23 protein-coding genes are annotated in these 21927 nt (G+C 74.9%); 11 read left to right on the plus strand and 12 right to left on the minus strand.

The window, feature by feature from the left end; genetic code table 11:
* Positions 1-11 precede the first annotated feature (11 nt).
* From ACI792_RS01915 to ACI792_RS01925, 3 genes are all read right to left on the minus strand, one after another.
* Positions 12-1331, minus strand: coding sequence for an MFS transporter (locus ACI792_RS01915; RefSeq protein ID WP_456579489.1), 1320 nt, complete (start codon positions 1329-1331; stop codon positions 12-14).
* A gap of 47 nt (positions 1332-1378) precedes the next feature.
* Positions 1379-1813, minus strand: a complete 435-nt coding sequence (locus ACI792_RS01920; RefSeq protein WP_456579490.1) for a MarR family winged helix-turn-helix transcriptional regulator — start codon at positions 1811-1813, stop codon at positions 1379-1381.
* A gap of 106 nt (positions 1814-1919) precedes the next feature.
* Positions 1920-3479 (minus strand): NCS2 family permease, encoded by a 1560-nt coding sequence (locus ACI792_RS01925; RefSeq protein ID WP_456601075.1) that lies wholly within the window; start codon positions 3477-3479, stop codon positions 1920-1922.
* Positions 3480-3584: 105 nt separating this feature from the next.
* On the opposite strand from ACI792_RS01925, the gene ACI792_RS01930 reads away from it, so the two are divergent.
* Positions 3585-3812, plus strand: coding sequence for a DUF2530 domain-containing protein (locus tag ACI792_RS01930; RefSeq protein ID WP_456579492.1), 228 nt, complete (start codon positions 3585-3587; stop codon positions 3810-3812).
* 8 nt (positions 3813-3820) lie between these two features.
* On the opposite strand, the gene ACI792_RS01935 is transcribed toward ACI792_RS01930, so the two are convergent.
* Entirely contained in the window at positions 3821-4621 is an 801-nt protein-coding gene (locus ACI792_RS01935; protein WP_456601076.1) for a DUF3027 domain-containing protein, read from the minus strand.
* A 64-nt stretch (positions 4622-4685) separates the two neighbouring features.
* Here ACI792_RS01935 and ACI792_RS01940 point away from each other — a divergent pair, with 64 nt between their 5' ends.
* Both ACI792_RS01940 and ACI792_RS01945 read left to right on the plus strand, forming a co-directional pair.
* The gene (locus tag ACI792_RS01940; RefSeq protein WP_456601077.1) at positions 4686-6176 is read left to right on the plus strand and encodes an MFS transporter; all 1491 of its coding nucleotides are present in this window, start codon (positions 4686-4688) and stop codon (positions 6174-6176) included.
* Positions 6173-6637 carry a DUF2771 family protein gene (locus ACI792_RS01945; protein WP_456601078.1) on the plus strand — a complete coding sequence of 155 codons (465 nt, stop codon included), beginning with the start codon at positions 6173-6175 and terminating at the stop codon, positions 6635-6637. The genes ACI792_RS01940 and ACI792_RS01945 overlap by 4 nt, the downstream gene beginning before the upstream one ends.
* A gap of 6 nt (positions 6638-6643) precedes the next feature.
* On the opposite strand, the gene ACI792_RS01950 is transcribed toward ACI792_RS01945, so the two are convergent.
* Complete coding sequence (locus ACI792_RS01950) at positions 6644-7036, minus strand: cold-shock protein (protein ID WP_456579496.1); 393 nt, start codon at positions 7034-7036, stop codon at positions 6644-6646.
* A gap of 127 nt (positions 7037-7163) precedes the next feature.
* On the opposite strand from ACI792_RS01950, the gene ACI792_RS01955 reads away from it, so the two are divergent.
* Entirely contained in the window at positions 7164-7505 is a 342-nt protein-coding gene (locus tag ACI792_RS01955; RefSeq protein WP_456601079.1) for a YidH family protein, read from the plus strand.
* Entirely contained in the window at positions 7502-7822 is a 321-nt protein-coding gene (locus ACI792_RS01960) for a DUF202 domain-containing protein (protein WP_456601080.1), read from the plus strand. Before ACI792_RS01955 ends, ACI792_RS01960 begins: the two co-directional genes overlap by 4 nt.
* On the opposite strand, the gene ACI792_RS01965 is transcribed toward ACI792_RS01960, so the two are convergent.
* Positions 7809-8375, minus strand: coding sequence for a nucleotidyltransferase family protein (locus tag ACI792_RS01965; RefSeq protein ID WP_456601081.1), 567 nt, complete (start codon positions 8373-8375; stop codon positions 7809-7811). The two genes, ACI792_RS01960 and ACI792_RS01965, sit on opposite strands and share 14 nt — an antisense overlap.
* 76 nt (positions 8376-8451) lie before the next feature.
* On the opposite strand from ACI792_RS01965, the gene ACI792_RS01970 reads away from it, so the two are divergent.
* Complete coding sequence (locus ACI792_RS01970; protein WP_456601082.1) at positions 8452-9219, plus strand: endonuclease/exonuclease/phosphatase family protein; 768 nt, start codon at positions 8452-8454, stop codon at positions 9217-9219.
* Between the two features lie 50 nt (positions 9220-9269).
* Positions 9270-9584 carry a hypothetical protein gene (locus tag ACI792_RS01975; protein WP_456601083.1) on the plus strand — a complete coding sequence of 105 codons (315 nt, stop codon included), beginning with the start codon at positions 9270-9272 and terminating at the stop codon, positions 9582-9584.
* Here ACI792_RS01975 and ACI792_RS01980 read toward each other — a convergent pair.
* From ACI792_RS01980 to ACI792_RS01990, 3 genes are all read right to left on the minus strand, one after another.
* Entirely contained in the window at positions 9581-11236 is a 1656-nt protein-coding gene (locus ACI792_RS01980; protein ID WP_456601084.1) for an AMP-binding protein, read from the minus strand. The genes ACI792_RS01975 and ACI792_RS01980 overlap by 4 nt on opposite strands.
* On the minus strand, positions 11233-11460 hold the full coding sequence (locus ACI792_RS01985; protein ID WP_456579503.1) for a hypothetical protein: 228 nt from the start codon (positions 11458-11460) through the stop codon (positions 11233-11235). The genes ACI792_RS01980 and ACI792_RS01985 overlap by 4 nt, the downstream gene beginning before the upstream one ends.
* Before the next feature lie 115 nt (positions 11461-11575).
* Positions 11576-12088, minus strand: coding sequence for a hypothetical protein (locus ACI792_RS01990; protein WP_456579504.1), 513 nt, complete (start codon positions 12086-12088; stop codon positions 11576-11578).
* A 52-nt stretch (positions 12089-12140) separates the two neighbouring features.
* On the opposite strand from ACI792_RS01990, the gene ACI792_RS01995 reads away from it, so the two are divergent.
* Together ACI792_RS01995 and ACI792_RS02000 are read left to right on the plus strand one after the other, a co-directional pair.
* Complete coding sequence (locus ACI792_RS01995; RefSeq protein WP_456601085.1) at positions 12141-14387, plus strand: helicase-associated domain-containing protein; 2247 nt, start codon at positions 12141-12143, stop codon at positions 14385-14387.
* A gap of 40 nt (positions 14388-14427) precedes the next feature.
* Complete coding sequence (locus ACI792_RS02000) at positions 14428-14745, plus strand: DUF1905 domain-containing protein (protein WP_456601086.1); 318 nt, start codon at positions 14428-14430, stop codon at positions 14743-14745.
* On the opposite strand, the gene ACI792_RS02005 is transcribed toward ACI792_RS02000, so the two are convergent.
* Positions 14711-15211, minus strand: a complete 501-nt coding sequence (locus ACI792_RS02005; protein ID WP_456601087.1) for a DUF1648 domain-containing protein — start codon at positions 15209-15211, stop codon at positions 14711-14713. The two genes, ACI792_RS02000 and ACI792_RS02005, sit on opposite strands and share 35 nt — an antisense overlap.
* A gap of 111 nt (positions 15212-15322) precedes the next feature.
* On the opposite strand from ACI792_RS02005, the gene ACI792_RS02010 reads away from it, so the two are divergent.
* On the plus strand, positions 15323-17008 hold the full coding sequence (locus ACI792_RS02010) for a DNA repair helicase XPB (RefSeq protein ID WP_456579507.1): 1686 nt from the start codon (positions 15323-15325) through the stop codon (positions 17006-17008).
* Positions 17009-17111: 103 nt separating this feature from the next.
* Here ACI792_RS02010 and ACI792_RS02015 read toward each other — a convergent pair whose 3' ends face one another.
* Together ACI792_RS02015 and ACI792_RS02020 are read right to left on the minus strand one after the other, a co-directional pair.
* A complete protein-coding gene (locus tag ACI792_RS02015; RefSeq protein ID WP_456601088.1) occupies positions 17112-19265 on the minus strand; it encodes an HNH endonuclease in 2154 nt (717 codons plus the stop codon).
* A gap of 39 nt (positions 19266-19304) precedes the next feature.
* The gene (locus ACI792_RS02020; RefSeq protein WP_456601089.1) at positions 19305-19841 is read right to left on the minus strand and encodes an N-acetyltransferase family protein; all 537 of its coding nucleotides are present in this window, start codon (positions 19839-19841) and stop codon (positions 19305-19307) included.
* Positions 19842-20079: 238 nt separating this feature from the next.
* Between ACI792_RS02020 and ACI792_RS02025 the strand changes: the two genes are divergently transcribed.
* On the plus strand, positions 20080-21855 hold the full coding sequence (locus ACI792_RS02025; protein WP_456601090.1) for a DEAD/DEAH box helicase: 1776 nt from the start codon (positions 20080-20082) through the stop codon (positions 21853-21855).
* Positions 21856-21927 lie beyond the last annotated feature (72 nt).

The following is a 21927-nucleotide window of genomic DNA, read 5'->3' on the forward strand; positions in this document are numbered from 1 at the left end:
GCGCGGAACGCTCAGAGCGACTGCTGACCGGGGGCCTTCTGGCTGAGCTGCTCCTCGACGCTGCGCACCTGCGACGACGGGACCACGGGGCGGATGCGCAGCCGCACCGGCGAGCGCTCCACCGTCAGCCGCAGGGACCCACGGTGGGCCAGCCAGGCCGCGGCGCCGAGACCCGCGACCACGCAGACGCCGCCGCCCAGCACGAGGCCCCACGGGGCGCCCAGGTGCTCGGAGATCCAGCCGACCAGCGGCGCCCCGACGGGGGTGCCGCCCATGAAGCACATGAAGTACAGCGCCATCACCCGGCCGCGCATCTGCGGGTCGACGCCGAGCTGGACGAAGCTGTTGTTGGCCACGCTGAAGACCAGCGCCGCCGCACCGGTGGGCACCAGCATCGCGGCGAAGGCCCAGTAGGTGGGCATCAGCCCGGCGACGACGGTGCAGGCGCCGAAGAGCACCGCCGACGCCACGAGGAAGCGCTGCCGGGGGCGGACGCTGCGCCGGGTGGAGAGCAGGGCGCCGCTCAGCGACCCGACCGCGAAGCAGGTCGAGAGCAGGCCGAAGGCCTCCGCCCCGAGGCCGAAGGTCTCCCGGGCCATCAGCGCGATGGTGACCTGGTAGTTGAAGCCGAAGGTGCCCAGGACGAAGGCCAGCCCCATCGCCAGCAGCAGGTCGGGGTGCGCCCGCGTGTAGGCCAGACCGGCGCGCAGCTGCCCCCGGCCCCGGGCCACCGGCGGGCTGGGCGTCAGCTCGTCGGCGCGCATGCCGGCGATCGCCACGATGGTGAAGGCGAAGCTCGCCGCGTTGAGGAAGAACGCCGGTGCGGTGTTGCCCGACGCCGCGCCGATGAGCAGACCGGCGAGCGCCGGCCCGACCAGGCGGGCGCCGTTGAAGATCGTCGAGTTGAGGCTGACGGCGTTCGTGATCAGCGCGGGGCCGACCATCTCCGGGACGAACGACTGGCGCACCGGCACGTCGACGGCGGCGACCGACCCGAGCAGCCCGGCCAGCACGAAGACGTGCCACAGCGCCACCGCCCCGGTGGCCACCAGGACCCCCAGGACCAGGGCGAGCAGCCCCATGAGGGCCTGGGCCGCGATCAGCAGCCGGCGCTTGGGGTAGCGGTCGGCGAGGACGCCGCCGTAGGCGCTCAGCAGCAGCGAGGGGCCGAACTGCAGGGCGGTGATCAGGCCGAGGGCGACCCCGCTGCCGTCGGTGAGCTGCAGCACCAGCCAGTCCTGCCCGATGCGCTGCATCCAGGTGCCGGTCAGGCTGACGAGGTTGGCCGAGGCGTAGCGGCGGAAGTTCCGCACCCGGAGGGCGCGGAACATGCCGCTCCCCTGCTCGGGCGGCGTCCGCTGGTCAGTGCTCGTGCAGGTCACCCACCGGCGAGCTTGTCCATGATCTCGGCCGCTTCGCGGAGGACCGCCCGCTCCTCGGCGGTCAGCTCCTGCAGCCGGCCGGCCAGCCAGGCCTCGCGCGCCCGCGCCTCCGCCGACAGCAGCTCCTCGGCCGCGTCGGTCAGCCCGATGATCACCTGGCGACCGTCGGTGGGGTGCGGGGTGCGGGTGACCAGCCCGGCGTTCTCCAGCGCGACGACGACGCGGGTCATCGACGGCGGCTGCACCCGCTCGTGGGCGGCGAGCTCCCCCGGGCTCATCGGGCCGTGCCGCTTCAGCGTCGACAGTGCCGCGAGGTGGGTGAGCGTCACCGAGGTGTCCACGCGCTGGTTGCGCAGCCGCCGGGAGAACCGCATGACCGCCAGCCGCAGCTCGTGGGCGAGCGCGGCGGTGTCCAGCGTCGTCCGGCCCACGGTTCGTAGCCTACCTAACGATCTGTCGGTCGACGCGCTCTCCGACGGCCCCCTCGCAGGGGCCGGCCGCGAGCTCGCGAGTGGTGGGGGGCGAGGGGGCCCTCTCTCAGAGGAGCTGCTGCAGCGGCTCGAGCGCGAAGTAGACCAGGAACAGCAGGGCCACCACCCACATGAGCGGGTGGATCTCCCGGCCCCGCCCGACCGCCAGGCGCAGCAGCACGAAGCTGATGACGCCGGCCCCGATGCCGTTGGTGATCGAGTACGTGAACGGCATGAGCGCGATCGTCAGGAACGCCGGGATGACCAGGGACATGTCGTCCCACGTCAGGTTCTTGATCTCGCTGATCATCAGCGCGCCGACGATGACGAGCGCCGGTGCGGCCGCCTCGGAGGGGACCACCGCGACCAGCGGGGTGAAGAAGACCGCGACCAGGAACAGCAGGCCGGTGACGATGCTGGCCAGCCCGGTCCGGGCGCCGTCGGCCACGCCGGCGGTGCTCTCGATGTAGGTGGTGTTGGAGGAGACGCTGCCCGCGCCACCGGCCGCGGCGGCCAGCGAGTCGACGAGCAGGACCGGCTGCGACTTCGGCAGGTTGCGGTTCTCGTCGAGCAGGTCCCCCTCGGCGCCGACGGCGGTCACCGTGCCCACGGTGTCGAAGAAGTCGGCGATCATGATCGCGAAGACGATGAGCAGGGCGGCGACGACGCCGATGCGCTCGAAGCCGCCGAAGAGGGAGAAGTTCCCGAGCAGCGAGAAGTCCGGGCTGCCGACGATGTCGTCGGGGAGCGCCGGCACCTGCAGCGCCCAGCCGCGGGGGTTCTCCCCGTCCTCGCCGAAGCGGGGGCCGACCCCGGCGATCGCCTCCACCACGATGGCGAGCACCGTCGTCGCGACGATGCCGATGAGGAGCGCGCCCCTGACGCGGCGGACCACCAGCAGGCTCATGAGCAGCAGGCCGACGACGAAGACGAGCATCGGCCAGCCGGCGAGCTGGCCACCCACGCCGAAGCTGATCAGCGGGTTGCCCGGCCGGATGATGCCGGCGTCGGCCAGGCCGATGATGGCCAGGAAGAAGCCGATGCCGACGGCGATCGCGACCTTGAGCTGGGCCGGGATGGCCTCGAACACCGCCTTGCGGAAGCCGGTGAGCACCAGCACGGTGATGAGCAGGCCCTCGAGCACGACCAGGCCCATGATCTCCGGCCAGGTGAGCTGCGTGGCCGCGAAGACCGCGACGATCGCGTTGATGCCCAGGCCCGTGGCCAGCGCGAACGGGTAGCGGCCCACGATGCCCATGAGGAGGGTCAGGGCACCGGCGAGCAGCGCGGTGACGGCGGCGATCGAGCCGAACGGCAGCACGGTGCCCGCGACGTCGGCGCCGGGGACGCCGTCCGGCCCGGGGATGCTGGTCAGGATGATCGGGTTGAGCACCACGATGTAGGCCATCGCGAAGAAGGTCGTGATGCCGCCGCGCACCTCGCGGCCGACGGTCGACCGGCGCGCGCTGATCTCGAAGTAGCGGTCCAGCCCGTTCTTCGGGCGCACCCGCGGCCCCTCGCTGCGGCGGGGCGTGGTGGGGGGCGTGCCGGCCGAGACGTCGGCGGGGGTGCTGCCGTCGGCGGCGGCGGCGCTGGCGCCACCGGAGGGACGGGACTTCTGCGGCATGCGGGATCTCCGGGCGGTGCGGGCGGCCATCGAGCGGCGACAGCGTGCCACACGGATGTTTCCGGCACGTGCCACCGTGGCCGGGACGGGATCTAAGGTGCGGTCGTGGCCCGTCCCGGTAAGCAGGCTCCCCCGCCGCTCGAGGTCGACACCGCGCGCGTGGTGATCGCCGGCATCGCGGTCTGGGCGGTGGTCCTGGTCGTCCTGCTGCTGCTGGGCGACCGGGTGGACCGGATGTGGACCTGGACCTGCGTCGCCGCGATCGGGCTGGCGCTGCTGGGCCTGGGCGTCATGAAGCTGCAGGGGCAGCTGGGCCGGCGCGACCGCGACTGAGCCGGGGTTCAGTCGCCCAGGACGTCGTACTCCGAGGTGTCGTAGCGCGCCGAGGTGACCACCTCGGTGTCCTGGACGAGGACGAGCGTCGCCTGGCTGTGCGCGCCGCACCCGTAGTCGGCCGTCACGACCCGCCCGTCCCCGGGGGCGTAGGCGTTGCCGCAGGCGCCCACCATCTGCCGGAGCGACCCGGCCAGCGGGAGGTAGAACCCGCAGGTGGCGCAGGGGCCCGGCGCCTGCCGGGCCATCGGGGACGTCGGCCCGTACTCCCCGGCCGACCAGCGGGCCACGGCCTCGGCCCGGCCCTCCCGCGACATGACCCGCTCCCGGCCAAGGCCGATCTCGCGGGCGACGACGCGGCCCTCGGGGTCGTCGGCGGAGTCGTCGTCGGCGGTGTACGCCGGCACCAGCCGGGTGTCGTCCTCGGTGGCCGGCAGGACGTCGCCGACCGAGAGGTCCCCCGGCCGCAGCCGCTCGTGCCACGGCACCCACGCCGGCGCGAGCAGCGCCTGCTCGCCCGGGAGCAGCACCACCTCGTCGACGGTGACCCGGTCCTCGCCGGGCACCCGGGCGACCGTGACCGCCCAGTGCCAGCCGACGTAGCCGGGCAGCCGGCTGGCGAAGGTGTGGGTGACCACCTCGCCGAGCTCGGCGGGGCCGACGGCCTCCGCCGTCGCCCCCAGGTGCTCGCCGACCAGGTCGGCGGCGCCGGCGGTCTCCACGGCGGCGGCCCGGGCCGGCTCGATCACGGCGGTCAGCGGCTCGGCCGCTGCGGAGGCGGGCCGGACGGGCGCGGAGGAGTCGGACACGCCCCCATTGTGGCGGACGGGCCACCCGGCGTCCGGCACCGCACTCCCGGGTCGGTGCGGCACCATGGGCGGCGTGTCCGCACCCCGCCGCTCCTCCGGTGCCCGCCGGTGGTCGCGGGCGGGCGGGCAGGAGGCGGCGCCGCCCCTGGACACGACCCCGCTGGGCGTGCCCCGGCCGCAGACCCGGCCGGTGCCGCAGCCCGGACCGAAGGTCACCGTCACCCGGGTCGCCGCCGCCCGCAGCCGCGAGCTCACCGTCGCCGCCGCGCGTCGGGTACGCACCGCCAGCCGGGCCGACGGCGCGGGCGAGAGCGGGCTGACCCACCTGCTGTGGGTGAACGCGCTGCACATGGCCGGAGACGCGATGATCGCCGTCTCCCTGGCCGGGACCCTCTTCTTCGCCGCCACCGCCGACGCCCAGCGCGGCAACGTGGCGCTCTACCTGCTGGTGACCATGGCGCCGTTCGCCCTCCTCGCGCCGGTCATCGGCCCGGCCCTGGACCGGCTGCAGCGCGGCCGCCGGTGGGCGCTGGCGGTCTCGCTCGGCGGCCGGGCCGCCCTGGCCCTGGTGATGGCCGGGCACTTCGACGACCTCTGGCTCTACCCGGCGGCGCTCGGGGTGCTGGTGCTCTCCAAGGCGCACAACGTGCTGCGGGCGGCGGTGGTCCCCCGGGTGCTGCCCGGTCCGATGTCGCTGACCTCCGCGAACGCGCGGCTGTCGGTGTTCGGCCTGGTGACCGCCGGCGTCGCCGGGGGGCTCGGCGCCGGGGTGGCCGCGCTGCTCGGCTTCGACTGGGAGCTGTGGGCGACCGCGGCGGTCTTCTTGGCCGGGGCGGTGCTCGCCGTCCGCCTCCCCCGCCACGTCGACGTCCCCACGGGCGAGGAGCCCGCCGACGTCCTCAGCACCACCGAGATCCCGCTGCCCGGCCGCCGCCGGCGGGTCACCCCGCACGTGGTGCTGGCGCTGCGGGCCAACGCGGCGTTGCGCGGCCTGGGCGGGTTCCTCACCATCTTCGCCGCGTTCCTGGTGCAGGCCACCTTCGCCGACGGCTGGTCGGCCACCCTCGCCCTGGGCGCGCTGGCCGCAGCCGCGGGGCTCGGGAGCTTCACGGGGACCGCCGTCGGCTCGCGCATGCACACCGCGGCCCCCGACCGCCTCGTGCTGCACGCCGCCTCGGCCGCCGCGGCGGTGACGGTGCTGGCCGCGGTCTTCTACGGGTTCGGCATGGCGGTGCTGGTCGCCGGCGTCTCCGCCGTGGCGAACGCGCTGGGCAAGGTGTCGCTCGACGCGATCATCCAGCGCGAGGTGCCCGAGAGCCTGCGCGCCTCGGCGTTCGCCCGCTCCGAGACGGTGCTGCAGCTGGCCTGGGTCGTCGGCGGGGCGCTGGGCATCGCGCTCCCGCCCACGGGCTGGCTCGGCTTCACCGTCGCCGCGGCGCTGCTCGTGCTCGCCGTCGGGCTGATCCTGTGGAGCCTCTACCGCAGCCGTCCCCCGGCGACGGCGACGGGGGCCTCCGATGCGCCGACGACGCCGGTGGGACCGTCGTGGTCGTGAGAACCCCCCTCCCCGCGCTGCTGCTCGCCCTCTGCGCGGCCGGCTCGCTGTCGGCCTGCGCCGGCGAGCCCGCCACCCCGCAGGACGTGCGGGTGCAGGCCGGCAGCCAGGACGTCACCGCCGCGCCCACCCAGTACTGCCTCGACGGCGAGGGGCAGCGCTACGGCACGACGCCGCCGGTGGTCGAGGTCTCCCCCGACACCACCATCACCCTGACCGTCCCCGAGGCGATCGCGGAGCGCGGCTGGCAGGTGCAGGTGTTCGACGAGTCGCTGGAGGAGCTGATCGGCGAGGTCGACGTCCCGGCGGGGACGGAGACGTTCGCGGAGATCAGCTCCTCCGACGTCGTCCCGCCGGCCTTCTACCTCGTCGTCGTCGAGGACGCCGGCGGCGACTGCGGGGAGTTCACCGCGGCCTGGCCGGTCGGCTTCCTGCGTGCCGGAGGTGACCTGGCGAGCTGAGGGCGCTCAGCCCTCCAGGTCGCCGGCCACCGCGCGGAGCACGGCGGCGACCTTGCGGGCGTGGCCGCGCTCGGGGTACCGGCCGTGCCGCAGACCCTCGGAGACGTCGTCGAGCAGCTTGATCAGGTCCTCGACGATCGGCACCAGCTCGTCGGGCTTGCGCCGGCTGGCCGCGGCGACGGTGGCGGCCACCGACGGCAGCGGGTCCAGCAGCCGCACCTGCAGCGCCTGGTCCCCCCGGCGACCCGCGACGATGCCGAACTCCACGCGCTGCCCCGGCTTGAGGTCGGTACCGGCGGGGAGGGCGTCCTTGTGCACGAAGACGTCGGGACCGTCCTCGCGGGACAGGAACCCGAAACCCTTCTCCGCGTTGAACCACTTCACTCTGCCGGTGGGCACGGTGGATTCCCTCAGCTCTCGGTCTGGCGCGGTGGGACGACGGCGGCAGGACACCGCTGGCTGACAGGTTAGCCGCCGCTGCGTCGCGCCCACCTGCCGATTCCGAGGGTGTCCCTACGCTGGGCCGGTGCCCGACCACCCCGACTACCGCTTCACCCTCGCCAACGAGCGCACGCTGCTGGCCTGGCTGCGGACCGGGCTGGCCCTGGTCGCCGGCGGGGTGGCCGTCGCCACCTACGCGCCGGACCTCGGGGTGCGCTGGGGCAGCGCCGCGGTCGCGCTCGCGCTGGTCGTCATCGGGCTGGGCATCGCGCTGGCCGGGTACCGCCGCTGGCAGGCGAACGAGGAGGCGATCGCGGCCGGGCGCGCGCTGCCGTCGAGCGTGCTCGTCCCGGCGGCGGTCGCCGCCGTGGCGGCGGTGGTGGTCGTGGTCGGGGTCCTGGTGGGCCTGGAGGTGATGCGCGGGTGAGCGCGCCGGTGGAGACCCAGCCCGAGCGCACGGCGCTGGCCTGGCAGCGCACGGGCCTGGGGCTGCTGGCCGTGGCCGGGCTGGTCGGGCACCGGGCGGTGCACCTGGGCAGGCCGGCGCTGCTGGTCCTCGCGGGGGTCGCCGCGCTGCTCGGGCTGGCGGTGCTGGGCGGGCTCGCGCCGGTCCGCTACCGCCAGGTGCAGCGGCGGGTCGCCGCGGAGGGGGCGGTGGTCGGCCGGTCGGCGGCGCGGGGCGCGACGGCGGCGGTCGTCCTCACCGCCCTCGCCGCCGCCGTCGCGGTCGTCATCCCCGGGTGACGTCCGGCACGACCCCCAGCCGCTCCACCAGGTGCAGGAAGACGACGGCGAAGTCGTTCTCCGCCACCTCGGCGGCCACCCGGGCCCAGTCGACCTGCTCCCGCAGCGCCCGGGCGACCGGCAGGAGCCGGGAGAAGTCGCAGTAGTGCTCGTCCAGCGCCATCAGCTTCGAGACGACGATGTCGGTCGGCAGCATCACCGGCATCTGCACCGAGAGCACCGGCAGCACCTCTGCGCGCTCGACCAGGTCGTTCTCCACCGGCCGACCGCAGGTCCGCCAGATGACGTCGACGAAGACCTCGTCCCGCTCCACCTTGAGCAGCCAGTCCTCCGCCGGGTCGACGACGTCCAGGCCGGCGGCGACCAGCGCCTTCGCCGCCCGCTCGGCCTCACCGGCCGGCACGAGGAAGTCGGCGTCGTGGTCGGGCTCGGGGGCACCGCGCACCCAGGCGGCGTAGCCACCGCAGAGCGCGAACGGCACGTCGCCCTGCTTGAGCGCGACGGCGGTCCGCTTCAGCAGGTCGCGCACCTGGTCGCGGGGAGACGTCTGCACCTGCCGCCTGCTACCCGCATGTCACCGGGGCACACGGCGGGGTTGGACCCGGCGGGCAGCGGGGCACAGGGAGCAGGTGCGCATCGCGAGCTTCAACATCCTGCACGGACGCTCCCTCGACGACGGCCGGGTCGACGTCGACCGGCTGGCCGCCGCGGTGAAGACCCTGGATGCCGACGTGCTCGGCCTGCAGGAGGTCGACCGCGACCAGCCGCGGTCGTTCGGCGCGGACCTCACCGCCGTCGCCGCCGAGGCGATGGGCGCGGTCGACTCGCAGTTCGTCGCGGCCCTCGACGGGACGCCCGGCGGCACCTGGATGGCCGCGACCGGCGAGGAGCAGCCCGGGTCGGCGAGCTACGGCATCTCGCTCCTGTCGCGCTACCCCGTCGTCTCCTGGCGGGTGGTGCGGATGGCCCCGCTGCGGGTCAGCGTGCCGCTGTGGTCCCCGCAGTCCCGGCGTCCCTTCCTGGCCCGCGACGAGCCGCGGGTGGCGGTGGCGGCCGTCCTGGACGGACCGTTCGGCCAGTTCACGGTCTGCAACACCCACCTGTCCTTCATCCCCCGGTGGAACGGCCACCAGCTGCGCACGCTGGTGCGCTCGCTGGAGGGCACCCGCGAGCCGCTGGTGCTCCTGGGCGACCTGAACATGCAGCAGCGCGCCGCCGCCCGGTACAGCGGGCTGACGCCGATCGCGACGGCGGCCACCTTCCCGGCGCCGCGGCCGTCGCGGCAGCTCGACCACGTCCTGGTGCGCGGCGGCCTGCGCGCGAGCGGTCCGGCCGAGGCGGTGCGGCTGCCGCTGTCGGACCACCGGGCGCTCGTGGTGCCGGTCGCGGCCACCTGACCGGGGGGAGGCCGGTCGCGGTGGCACATGGTTCCGTGGATCATGACCGCATGTCCGGAGCCGCCCGCATGCTGTCACTGGTCGCCACGATCGTGCGCGCCGTCTTCTCGGTGATCGCCGCGGTCCTCGTCGTCCACGCCGTGTTCGTCCTGTTCGAGGCCAACCCGGCGAACGTGCTGGTGCAGTTCGCGGCCGGCTGGCGCGACTCCTTCGGCTGGTTCACCCGCGACCTGTTCACGCCGTCGGACCCGGAGGTCGCCGAGGCGGTCAACACCGCGCTGGCGGCGCTGATCTGGGTGATCGCGGGCTCGCTGCTGTCGAAGCTGATCGTCAAGCTGGCCCCCGCGAGCAGTGCCCGCGTCTAGGCGTTCCGCACCGCGGCGGCGGACTCCAGCCCGAGCTCGGAGACCGCGACCTGGCGCATCTCGACCTTGCGCACCTTGCCGGTGACGGTCATCGGGAACTCGTCGACGACCTTCACGTACCGCGGCACCTTGTAGTGGGCCAGCCTGCCGGCGCAGAACTCCCGCAGGGACTCGGCGGTGAGCGGCTCGGCCCCCTCGCGCAGCCGCACCCAGGCCATGAGCTCCTCCCCGTACCGCTCGTCGGGGACGCCGATCACCTGCGCGTCCACGACGTCGGGGTGGGTGTAGAGGAACTCCTCGATCTCCCGCGGGTACACGTTCTCCCCACCGCGGATCACCATGTCCTTGATCCGGCCCACGATGTTCAGGTAGCCGGCCTCGTCCATGACGGCGAGGTCGCCGGTGTGCATCCAGCGGGCGGCGTCGATCGCCTCGGCGGTCTTCTCCGGCTCCTCCCAGTAGCCGAGCATCACCGAGTAGCCGCGGGTGCAGAACTCCCCCGGCGTCCCGCGGGGCACGGTCAGCCCGGTGGTCGGGTCGACGACCTTCACCTCGAGGTGCGGGTGCACGCGGCCGACGGTGGAGGTCCGGCGGTCCAGGTCGTCGTCCGCGCCGGTCTGGGTGGAGACCGGCGAGGTCTCGGTCATGCCGTAGCAGATGGTCACCTCGGTCATCCCCATCTCGGCGACGACCCGCTTCATCACCTCCACCGGGCACGGTGAGCCGGCCATGATGCCGGTGCGCAGGGTGGAGAGGTCGTAGTCGGCGAAGTCGGGCAGACCCAGCTCGGCGATGAACATCGTCGGGACGCCGTAGAGCGAGGTGCAGCGCTCGTCCTGGACGGCGCGCAGCGTCAGCGCCGGGTCGAAGCCGGGCGCGGGGATGACCATGGTGGCGCCGTGGCTGGTGGCCGCCAGGTTGCCCATGCCCATGCCGAAGCAGTGGTAGTAGGGAACCGGGATGCAGATGCGGTCGGCCTCGGTGTAGCCGCAGCCCTCCCCCACGAAGAACCCGTTGTTGAGCAGGTTGTGGTGGGTGAGCGTGGCGCCCTTCGGGAAGCCCGTCGTGCCGGAGGTGTACTGGATGTTGATCGGGTCGTCGGCCGAGAGCTCGAGGGCCCGCTCGGCCAGCCGGCCCCGGTCGCCGGCCCGGCCGGTCGCCATGAGCCGGTCCCACTCCCCGGACCCCAGGAAGACGACCTCGCGCAGCGCCGGGCACTCCCCCCGGACCTCCGCCACCATGGCGCGGTAGTCGCTGGTCTTGAACTCCGGCGCGCTCACCAGCACCGAGATGCCGGCCTGCTTCAGCACGTAGGCCAGCTCGTGGGTCCGGTAGGCCGGGTTGATGTTGACCAGGATCGCGCCGAGCTTCGCCGTCGCGTACTGGACGAAGACCCACTCGGCGCAGTTGGGCGCCCAGATGCCGACCCGGTCGCCCTTGCCGACGCCGAGGGCGTCGAGCCCGAGCGCGCAGGCGTCGACGTCGGCCACCAGCTGCGGGTAGCTCCAGCGGCGACCCGAGGCGCACTCGACGAGCGCCTCGTGGTCACCCACCCGCGCCGCCGTCCGATCCAGGTTCGCCCCGATCGTGTCACCGAGCAGGGGGACCGTGGAGGTCCCGCTGCTGTAGGACGGCAGCGCGGGCGCGCTCACCGCCGCCGGCCCTCTGCGGTCTGGACGCCGGCCCGGTTCGGCTTGTCCGTCGGGTGGGCGTAGCGCAGGCGCTCCGCGGGGATCGGGAACCCGTGGTCCTCGCCGAACGGCGACAGCCCCCCGGCGACCGAGGCGGAGAGCTCGGTGACCGGCGGTCCGCCGCCGTCGGACTCGCCCCAGGTGGGTTCCACCAGGTGCGCGTGCTTCTCGTTGCGCTTGGCCATGACGCCTCCGTGTGCGGTACCGGGTGCACCGCGCGGTGCACTGTTGCCGACATCTTCCCCTGACCGACCTGCCGACCGCGCGCCACCGCCCCCCGTGGCGGCGGTGGTGTCGCGGTCAGCGGCCCCGGGAGACCACCCGGGCCCCCCAGAGGGTGCCCGCTCCCTCGGCGGTGAACACCCACTGACCCGGACCGACCGGCGCGGCGAGCACGCCGGCGCCGTCGAGCTCCTGGACCGCGCGGGTCCGCCAGATGGCGGTGCTGAGCAGGCGCAGGTGGACGGCGTCCTCCCCGCTGTCGGGCTCGAAGGCCAGGACGGCGGGCCCGGCGACGAAGAGCCGCCCGGAGCGCCAGGTGGTGCCGGCCAGCGCCCGCCGCCAGCGGCTGGTGCGCATCAGGGCCCCCACGCCGACGACGACGGCGGCCACCCCGCCGAGCACGAGGGCCATGACCGCGAGCCCGGCGCCGGGCACCCGCCGGCCGTCCTCGCCGGCCAGCGTGACCGTGGCGACGCCCAGGAGGACCCCCAGGACGACGGCGATGGCGCCGCCGCCCAGCCAGCGCAGCGCGCCGACCTGGAGGGCGGCCAGGGAGGTCCGGGTGCCGGGGTCGTCACTCGCCGGGTGCATGCGCCCATGCTGGCAGCAGCGTCCGCGGGGACGGCGACGTAGCGTGGAGCGGATGTCCACGGAAGCCCCCGCGACGCTCGCCGCCTGGTTGCGCACCCGCAGCGACGAGCAGTTGCGCGCGCTGCTGGCGGCCCGGCCCGACGTGGCCCGCCCCGCACCGTCCGACGTCGTCGCGCTGGCCAGCCGGCTCGCCGTCCCGGTGTCGGTGGACCGGGCCCTCGACGAGCTCGACGCCGCCACCCTGCAGGTGCTCGACGTCGTGCTGCTGGCCCCCACCGACGGCCTGGCCCCGGACGCGCTGTCCGGCGAGCTGCCCGAGGTGCCCGAGGACGTCGTCGCCGGCGCGGTCGAGGCGCTCACCGCGCGGGCCCTCCTGTGGGGCGACGACGTCCTGCACGCGCCGGACCCGGTGCGCCGCGCCGTCCGGCACCCCGCCGGGCTGGGCCGCCGGGCGGTGGACCTGCGCCTGCAGCTGCCCGCGGACCTCGCCGCCGCCGTCGGCGAGCTGACCCCTGAGGAGCGGCAGGTGCTCGAGCGGCTGGCGGGCGACCGCCCGGTCGGCCACCTGCCCGACAGCCCCAACGGGAGCGCCTCCCCGGCGCGGCGGCTGCTGCAGCGGGGCCTGCTGGCGCGCATCGACGCGCTGAACGTCGAGCTGCCCCGCGAGCTGGGCCTGCTGCTGCGGGGTGACCGCCCCTACGGACCGCCGCGCCGGCGACCGGAGCCCGCCGTCGTCACCCGCGACCCGCAGGTGGTGGACCGGCAGGCCGCCGGTGCGGCGCTGGAGCAGGTGGGCCGGGTCGGCGAGCTGCTGGCGCTGCTGGAGGACGAGCCGGCCGGGCTGCTGCGCAGCGGCGGGGTGGGGGTCCGCGACCAGAAGCGGCTGGCCCGGACGCTCAAGGCGAGCGAGCCCGACGCCGCCTGGCTGCTGGAGCTGGCCCACGCCGGCGGGCTGCTCGACGTGGGCGGGCCGCACCGCGACGAGTGGCTGCCCACCCGCGCCTACGACGTCTGGCGGGAGCAGGACCTCGCCGACCGCTGGGCGGTGCTGGCGGCCGGGTGGCTGGGCGGCGTCCGGCTGCCCTCGCTCGTGGGCGTGCGGGACCTCGCCGGCAAGGCCGCCAACCCGCTCTCCCCGGACCTGGTGCGGCACACCGCGCCGGCGATCCGCCGGTCGGCGCTGGCCGTGCTCGCCGAGCAGCCCCCGGGGTCCGGGTTGGCGGCGGACGAGTTGACCGGGCTGCTGCGCTGGCGCACCCCGCGGCGGGCCGACCGGCTGGCGCCGGTGCCCGACATGCTGGCCGAGGCCGCGCGGCTCGGTGTCCTCGTGAATGGGGTGCTCTCCACCGGCGGTCGCGGCCTGCTGGCCGGCGGTGAGGACGGCGCGGCCGACGGCATGCGCGGGCTGCTGCCCGAGCCCGTCGACCACGTCCTGGCCCAGCCCGACCTGTCGCTGATCGCGCCGGGTCCGCTGGTCGCGGAGCTCGCCGACACGCTCTCCGTCGTCGCCGACGTCGAGTCCTCCGGCGGGGCGACGGTGTTCCGGGTCTCGGAGTCCTCGGTCCGCCGGGCGCTGGACGCCGGCTGGTCGGCCTCGGATCTGCACGACTTCTTCGCCAAGGCGTCCCGGACCCCCGTGCCGCAGGCGCTGGACTACCTGGTCGACGACGTCGCCCGCCAGCACGGGCGGCTGCGGGTGGGCGCGATCGAGTCCTACGTGCGCTCGGACGACCACGGGCTGCTGTCCCAGGTGCTGAGCGACCGGCGCACCGCCGCCGCCGAGCTGCGCCGGCTGGCGCCCGGGGTGCTGGTGAGCGGGCTCGGCGCCGACGAGGTGCTGACCGTGCTGCGGGAGGCCGGCTACGCCCCGGCCGGTGAGCACCCGGGTGGGGCGGTGCTCACCCGTCCGCCGGCCCGGCCGCGCGCCGCCGGCCGCCGCGGCACCGAGCCGCCGACCGCGCCACGCCCGCTGGGCGCCGCCGACCTGGACACGACGGTGCGGGAGATCCGGGCCGGCGACGCGGCGCTCGCCGCGCGCCGCGGCGAGGCGGTGCGCCAGGTGCCCGGGGTGACGACGGCGTCGACCCTGGAGCTGCTGTCGCGGGCGGTCCGGGACGGGGTGCCGGTGTGGCTGGGCTACGTGGACGCCCAGGGCAGCGGCAGCCAGCGCGTGGTGCAGCCGGTGTCACTGGCCGGGGGCTTCCTGCAGGGGTACGACGAGCGACGCGGGGAGAGCCGCACCTTCGCCGTCCACCGGATCACCTCCGTGGCCCTGGTGGAGGACGACGACGCGGTCTGACCGGCGGCGTTCCGTCGGTGGGGCGGCCTACCGTGCCGCCGTGACCGAGACGTTCACCGCCGTCCTGTGGGTCCACGACGGCCCGGCCGGGTGGCACTTCCTCACCCTGCCGCCGGCGGTCGCCGACGAGGTCCGGGAGCTCGGCGCCGGTGCCCGCGTCGGTTTCGGCTCCGTGCGGGTGGCGGTCACGGTGGGCGGCACCTCGTGGGAGACCTCGGTGTTCCCGGACGCGCGGAGCGGCTCCTACCTGCTGCCCGTGAAGAAGCCGGTGCGGGCCGCCGAGGGGCTGCGCGCCGGCGACCGAGTACGGGTGGCGCTCGACGTCAGCCGGGCTCCGGCACCCGGTAGCGGCGGGTGAGCATCCAGCCGACCCGGCCGAGGACCGCGAGCAGGTAGAGCCCGAGGACGAGGAAGGCCCAGCCGTCGAGCCGGGGATCGGCCGCTTGCGCGGCGCGGACCACCAGCACCTGCACCGCGGCGATCAACAGCAGCGTCCACGCGCCGATCCACCACAGGTCATCGGCCACCAGTGCCCGCAGGCGGGGCAGGTGCTCAGGGCGCTTCCAGTACCCGGGGTGCGGCACGTCGAACAGGTGGGCGGGCGCCCGCTGGACCATCACCACCAGGCCGGCGAACAGCAGCGCCATGCCGAGCCCGAGCAGACCGGCGGTCCACAGCGCCTCCGCGCGACCGGCCCACCGGTCCGGTTCGCCACCGCCGCCGAAGTGCACCGGCACCCGGTCGGGCAGCCGCGCCAGCGACCACGCCCAGGCCGCCGCGCAGGAAGCCGTCGCCGCGAGGAACCACCAGCGCGCCGAACCCACACCGGCAACCTATCGATCCCCCGCGCCGTCCCCGACCCCGGCGAGAGGGAAGGTCGTGTCGCCCCCCGGCGTTACCGTGGGCAACCCCCGCCCCATGGAGAGAGTTGACGCGTGTCTGACGGCCCCCTGATCGTCCAGTCGGACAAGACCTTGCTGCTCGAGGTCGACCACCCGCTGGCCCGTGAGTGCCGCGCGGCCATCGCCCCGTTCGCGGAGCTGGAGCGCTCCCCCGAGCACGTGCACACCTACCGGGTGACCCCGCTCGCGCTGTGGAACGCCCGCGCGGCCGGCCACGACGCCGAGCAGGTCGTCGACGCGCTGGTGCGCTACTCGCGCTACCCCGTGCCGCACGCGCTGCTGGTCGACGTCGCCGACACGATGGACCGCTTCGGCCGGCTGACCCTGGCGCAGAACCCGATCCACGGGCTGGTGCTGACGTCCTCGGACCGCGCGGTGCTCGAGGAGGTCATCCGGTCGAAGAAGGTCGCGCCGATGTTGGGCGCCCGCATCGACGACGACTCGATCGTGGTGCACGCGGCCGAGCGCGGCCGGCTCAAGCAGGCGCTGCTCAAGGTCGGCTGGCCGGCCGAGGACCTCGCCGGTTACGTCGACGGCACGGCGCACCCGATCTTCCTGGAGCAGGACAACTGGCAGCTGCGCGACTACCAGCAGGAGGCCGTGGACGGCTTCTGGGCGGGCGGCTCGGGTGTCGTCGTGCTGCCCTGCGGTGCGGGGAAGACGCTGGTCGGCGCGGCGGCGATGGCCGAGGCCAAGGCGACCACGCTCATCCTGGTCACCAACACCGTCTCCGGGCGGCAGTGGAAGCGCGAGCTGATCGCGCGGACCACGCTGACCGAGGAGGAGATCGGCGAGTACTCCGGCGAGCGCAAGGAGATCCGGCCGGTCACCATCGCGACCTACCAGGTGATCACCACCCGCCGGAAGGGCGAGTACCGGCACCTTGACCTCTTCGACGCGCAGGACTGGGGCCTGATCGTCTACGACGAGGTGCACCTGCTGCCGGCGCCGATCTTCCGGCTGACCGCCGACCTGCAGTCCCGCCGCCGGCTGGGGCTGACCGCGACGCTGGTGCGCGAGGACGGCCGCGAGGACGACGTCTTCTCCCTGATCGGGCCGAAGCGCTACGACGCGCCGTGGAAGGACATCGAGCAGCAGGGCTACATCGCGCCGGCCGAGTGCGTGGAGGTGCGGGTCGCGCTCGACGACGAGGAGCGGATGACCTACGCCGTCGCGGAGCCCGAGGAGCGGTACCGGATCGCGGCGACCGCGCAGTCGAAGTTGCCGGTGATCCGCCGGGTGCTCGACCGTCACCCCGACGAGCAGAAGCTGGTCATCGGCGCCTATCTCGACCAGCTGGAGGCGCTGGGTGAGGCGCTCGACGCCCCGGTGATCCAGGGGTCGACGACGAACAGGGAGCGGGAGCGGCTGTTCGACGCCTTCCGCACCGGCGAGATCAAGACGCTGGTGGTCTCGAAGGTCGCCAACTTCTCCATCGACCTGCCCGAGGCCGCGGTCGCGGTGCAGGTGTCGGGGACGTTCGGGTCACGCCAGGAGGAGGCGCAGCGCCTCGGCCGGGTGCTGCGGCCCAAGGCCGACGGCCGGCAGGCGCACTTCTACACCGTCGTCAGCCGGGACACCCTCGACAGCGAGTACGCCGCCCACCGGCAGCGGTTCCTCGCCGAGCAGGGCTACGCGTACACGATCGTCGACGCCGCCGACCTGGCCGGTCCCGGTGAGGTCAACGGCCCCGACTGGGTGGACGAGCCCGCCGACTGACCTCGCGCGATCTCGATGCCCTCGGCGACCAGGTGCAGCAGCGTCGGTGCGTCGATCACGAACCGCGTCATGCGCCCGCACCGTAGCGGCGCCGCGGGGCGCATCAGTACGGCGGTGGGGACGTCGAGGCGACCAGGCCGCTGGGGGTGGTCACGGTGAGCGTGCCGTCTGCGGCCAGCTCGTGCTGCGAACCCGGGGCCTGGTGCTTGCCGCGGTGGTGCGGGGTGCAGTAGCCGACGAGGTTCTCCGCGCTCGTCTCGCCGTCGGGCCAGCGCCGGTCGTGGTCCAGCTCGCCGCTCCTGGGTACCGGCCGGCGGCAGCCGGGGAACCGGCACCGGCGGTCGCGAGCCCGCAGGAAGCGGTCGAGCCGGGCGCCCGGCCGGTATCCGTCGGTCGGCGGCGGAGCGCTGAGGCCCGGGAACGCGCTCAGGTCGTGGGTGCAGCAGGCCGGGTTCTGCCGGCAGGCGCTGCCCTCGCACCGGGACCGCCGGCGGAGTTCATCGCTGTCGGTGAGCGCCACCAGCGCGCCCGTCAGCTCGTCGACGACCGCGATCCGCGGGCGGTCGACCAGCCCACCGCCACCGGTCCGGTCGAGCAGCTGCGCGAGTGCGGTGCGTTGGGCCTGGGTCGCGGCTCCGAGTGCGGTGAGGGCATCAGAGGCCGAGGAGGTCCGCCCTCCCTCGCTCCTCCGCCAATCGGCTTCGTCCTCCGCGTCAGCCACCCCCGCGGCCGCCACCGCACCTCTCGCCCGACCCACCGCCCGCTCCAGGTCCAGCAGGACCGCCCCCGCCGCCTCGACGGCACGGTCGGCGGCAGCCCAAGGACCGGCCCCAGGCGCAGGGGCGTCGGCGAGGGCGTGACCTGGCCGGGGCACAGGGGCGTCGGCCAGCGCAGAAGTGAGCCGGGGGTCTTGCGGCGGTGCGCCGGCGGGGGCAGGGCCGGAGCGCCGCTCGGGGCCGGGCTCGGACCACGGGCCGTCGTCCACGCTCCAAGCAGAGTCCAGCCACGGGAGGAGGTCCACCGCGGCCGGCATCGCCTTCCAGCGGGCCGCTTCCTCCCAGAACCGGGCCTGCTCCTCGGGTGGCGGGGCCTCCGCGCCGCCCCACTCCTCCAGCACCCGCGCCTCGGTGGCGGCCCACCAGTCGGCCAGGGTCTCCTCCTCCCACGCGTCCGGTGGGCGGGTGCCGGGCGACCACGTCTCGTCCGGCTCCGCGGTCTTTTCCGGCGGCGCAGTCTCCTCCGGCGGCGCGGGCTCGTCCGGCTCCGCGGGTGCGGGTGGCTCCGCGGGTACCGGTGCCGCCGCGTCGACCGGCCGTGCGGCTCCAGCCGATGCCACAGAGTCGGGCAGGAGGCCCAGCGCGCGAGCGAGAGCCCGCACCATCTCGGCCGGTACGACATGGCCGTTGATCTCCCCCGGCTGGTCGCCCCCCAGCATCGTGCGCACCCCGGCCACCAGGGTGAGCTGCGCCTGCACGGGCGCGAGATCTTTCTCCCCCGGCCGCAGCACCAGATCGAGCAGGCAGTCGGCCATCTTCTGCCCGCGGGTGCGCCGGTCGTCGGGCGTGGAATCCAGGGCGTCGGCGTACCGACCCAGCGCGTCGAGGAGGGCTTGCGCCTCCGGCACGGTGAGCAGCGCGCTGAGCACCGCCGTCCCGTCGGTGGCACCGGGCCGGACGGAGACGCCGCGCTCGTGGAGCGCCCGGGTCAGCCGGCCGGCGGTGTCCCGGGCGTCCCGCCGGAGCACCACCCGGCGCGCCTTGTCACCCAGCTGCGCCGGGGTGGTGACCCGGCCGGCGGCCCAGGCGAGCAGCTCCGCCTCCACCTCCGCCCGGATCCCCGCGTCGGCGATCGGTGCGACGGTGCCGAGCATCGGCCACAGATGCCCGTCGTGCAGCGCCCCCGACTCGAGGGCGTCCAGCGTCCCTGGCAAGCGGTGCACGAGGGTGAGGGACCGGGTGAGCAGCGCCTCGGCCGACTGCGAGGTGCGGGACAGGGCGAGGGCGAGCTCCTGCGTCGCCCACTCGCTGACCCCGGACAGCACCTCAGCGCGCGACGCCCGGCGATCGGCACTCATGGTGCCCGTCTCGCCGGGCTGCCGGTCGACCGATGCCGGGCGGGTCGCGGCGAACTCGGCGATCGCCCGGGCCCGCAGCGCGGTCTGCCGGGCGATCTCCCGGTCAGCGGCCTGCACCGCGCCGAGCGGACCGGACGCCCACCCGGCCGGTGGCGCGTCGTCGGCAGCACACCCGTCCGTCATGCATCGAACATAGGTTCGACCTCTGACAGTTCTCGCCGATCAGCCGCCGGCCGGCCGCAGGTCCAGGCCCATCAGCACCTCGTCGCGGCGGTCGCCCGGGGCCACCTGCAGAGCTCCCGGCCAGCAGCCGATGACCACCCAGCCGTACCGCGCGTAGAACGTCTCCAGCCCCATCCCGCCACGCACCTCCAGCCGCAACGAGTCCAGGTCGAGGTCGTCGCGCGCCGCGCGGGCCACCTCGGTCATCAGCGCGCCACCAACGCCGCGACCCCGGGAGGGCAGCGCCGTCTGGACGTGCGTCACGCGCCCCCAGTGCGCCGCGACAGGGTCGGCGTTGCCGGTCAGCGCCAGCCAGCCGGCGACCTCTCCCTCGTGCTCGGCGACGAGGACCCGGCACAGCCGCGGGTCGAGGCCCGCGACCAGCCGGTCGACCACCGGCGCCACGACACCGTCGTCCACCGGTACCTGCCGGGCGAAGCCGACCGCTCCCCCGGCGTTGGCGACGTCCCGCCAGCAGGCGACGAGCTCCGCCCGCAGCCGCGAGGTCACCTGGTCGGGACCGGTCAGCCAGCGCACCGCCGGAGTCTGTCAAGTGACCGCGATGCCGCCGGGGACGCCTGGGATCCCCGGGGCCGACGGGAGTGACGAGCCGGTCCGTCCATGCCATGACGATCGCCACACCGACCGCGCAACGATGGACATAGGGCCAGGTCACAGGCCTGTTGGCACGCGGCCATACGTGCCGCCCGGCGGGGCGCGCGGCAGGAGACCGGTTGGGCGTGTCGTCCGCGCGGCAGCGAAGATGGGTCCCGACATGGCGACTGCAGCAGCAGCGGCGGCCCGGGCCCCGCAGACGACCAGCCGACCGCTCCGGGCATGGCAGCAGGCCGCCCTCGGCCAGTACGAGGAGGCCTCCCCCAAGGACTTCCTGGTCACCGCTACGCCCGGCGCCGGGAAGACGACCTTCGCCCTCACGCTGGCCGCTCGGCTGCTGTCGCGGCGGGAGGTGGCACGCGTGGTCGTCGTCGCCCCCACCGACCACCTGCGGTTGCAGTGGGCCGAAGCGGCCGACGCGATGGGCATCGTCCTCGACCCGAACCTGACCAACGCCGTCGGCCCGGTGCGCGCCGGCACCCAGGGCTACGTCACGACCTACGCGCAGGTCGCCGGCAAACCGATGCTGCACGCCGCCCGCGCCACCGCCGTCAAGTCGCTGGTCATCCTCGACGAGGTGCACCACGCCGGCGACGGGCTCTCCTGGGGCGAGGCGGTCGAGGAGGCCTACGGCATGGCCGCGCGCCGGCTCTGCCTCACCGGGACGCCGTTCCGCACCAAGCCCGACGAGCGCATCCCTTTCGTCCGCTACGAGGAGGACACCTTCGAGGGCGAGGCGGGCGGTCTGGTCAGCCGCGCCGACTACACCTACGGGTACAAGGAGGCGCTCGCCGACAACGTGGTCCGCCCGGTGGTCTTCGCCGCCTACACCGGGACCTCGCGCTGGCGGAACTCCGCCGGCGAGGTCGTCGCCGCGTCACTCAGCGAGGCCGGCACCAAGTCGGTGGAGATGCAGGCATGGCGCACCGCCCTGGACCCGAAGGGCCAGTGGGTGCCGCACGTCATCGCCGCGATGGACGACCGGATCACGCACCTGCGCGAGGAGGGCGGCATGCCCGACGCCGCCGGGCTGATCCTCGCCAGCGACCAGGACGACGCCCGCGACTACGCCAAGATCGTGCGCCGGGTGACGGGCAAGGCGCCGGAGCTGATCCTCTCGGACGACCCGAAGGCGTCGAAGAAGATCGAGCGGTTCGCGACCGGGTCGGCGCGGATCGCCGTCTGCGTCCGGATGATCTCCGAGGGCGTGGACGTGCCGCGCGCCGCCGTCCTCGCGTGGATGACCTCCTACCGGACGCCGCTGTTCTTCGCCCAGGCCGTCGGCCGCGTCGTCCGCTCGCGGGCCGCGCACGAGTCGGCCACGGTGTTCCTCCCCGCCGTCCGCCCGCTGCTGACGCTGGCCGCCTCGATGGAGGAGCAGCGCAACCACGTCATGCCGCCGCCGAAGACGGTGCAGGGCGACGAGCTCGACCTCGAGCCGCTGCCACCCAAGGAGAAGGACCCCGACGGCATGAAGCAGTGGGAGGCCCTGGAGGCCGACGCCCGCTTCGCGCACGTGCTGCACGGGGGGACGGCGCACACCGGTGAGGGCCGCCCGGCGGCGGTCGTGGCCCCGGAGGAGGAGGACTTCCTCGGCATCCCCGGCCTGCTCACCCCCGAGCAGACGGCGTCGCTGCTGGCCAAGCGCGACGAGGAGCTGCGGCTGCGCATCGCCCAGAGCCACCGGGACGACGCCGACGACTTCATGGTCGTCGAGGACCACCCGGACGAGGACGACGCCGGCCGCTCGTGGCGCGATGCCGCGGAGCTGCGGCGGGAGATCAACCGGCTGGTCAACCGGGTGGCGGCGCGCACCTCGCAGCCGCAGGCGGTGGTGCACACGCAGCTGCGCCAGTCGGTGCCCGGCCCGCCGTCGGCGTCGGCGTCGGTCGACGTCCTCCGCGCCCGCCGCGAGCGCCTCCGCACGATGCTCTGACACCGTCGTCCTCCGGACGACACCGCGGTGACACCGTCGTCCTCCGGACGACACCGCGGCCAGGGGGCTCCC

It is taken from the genome of Blastococcus sp. SYSU DS0669 (assembly GCF_054050895.1).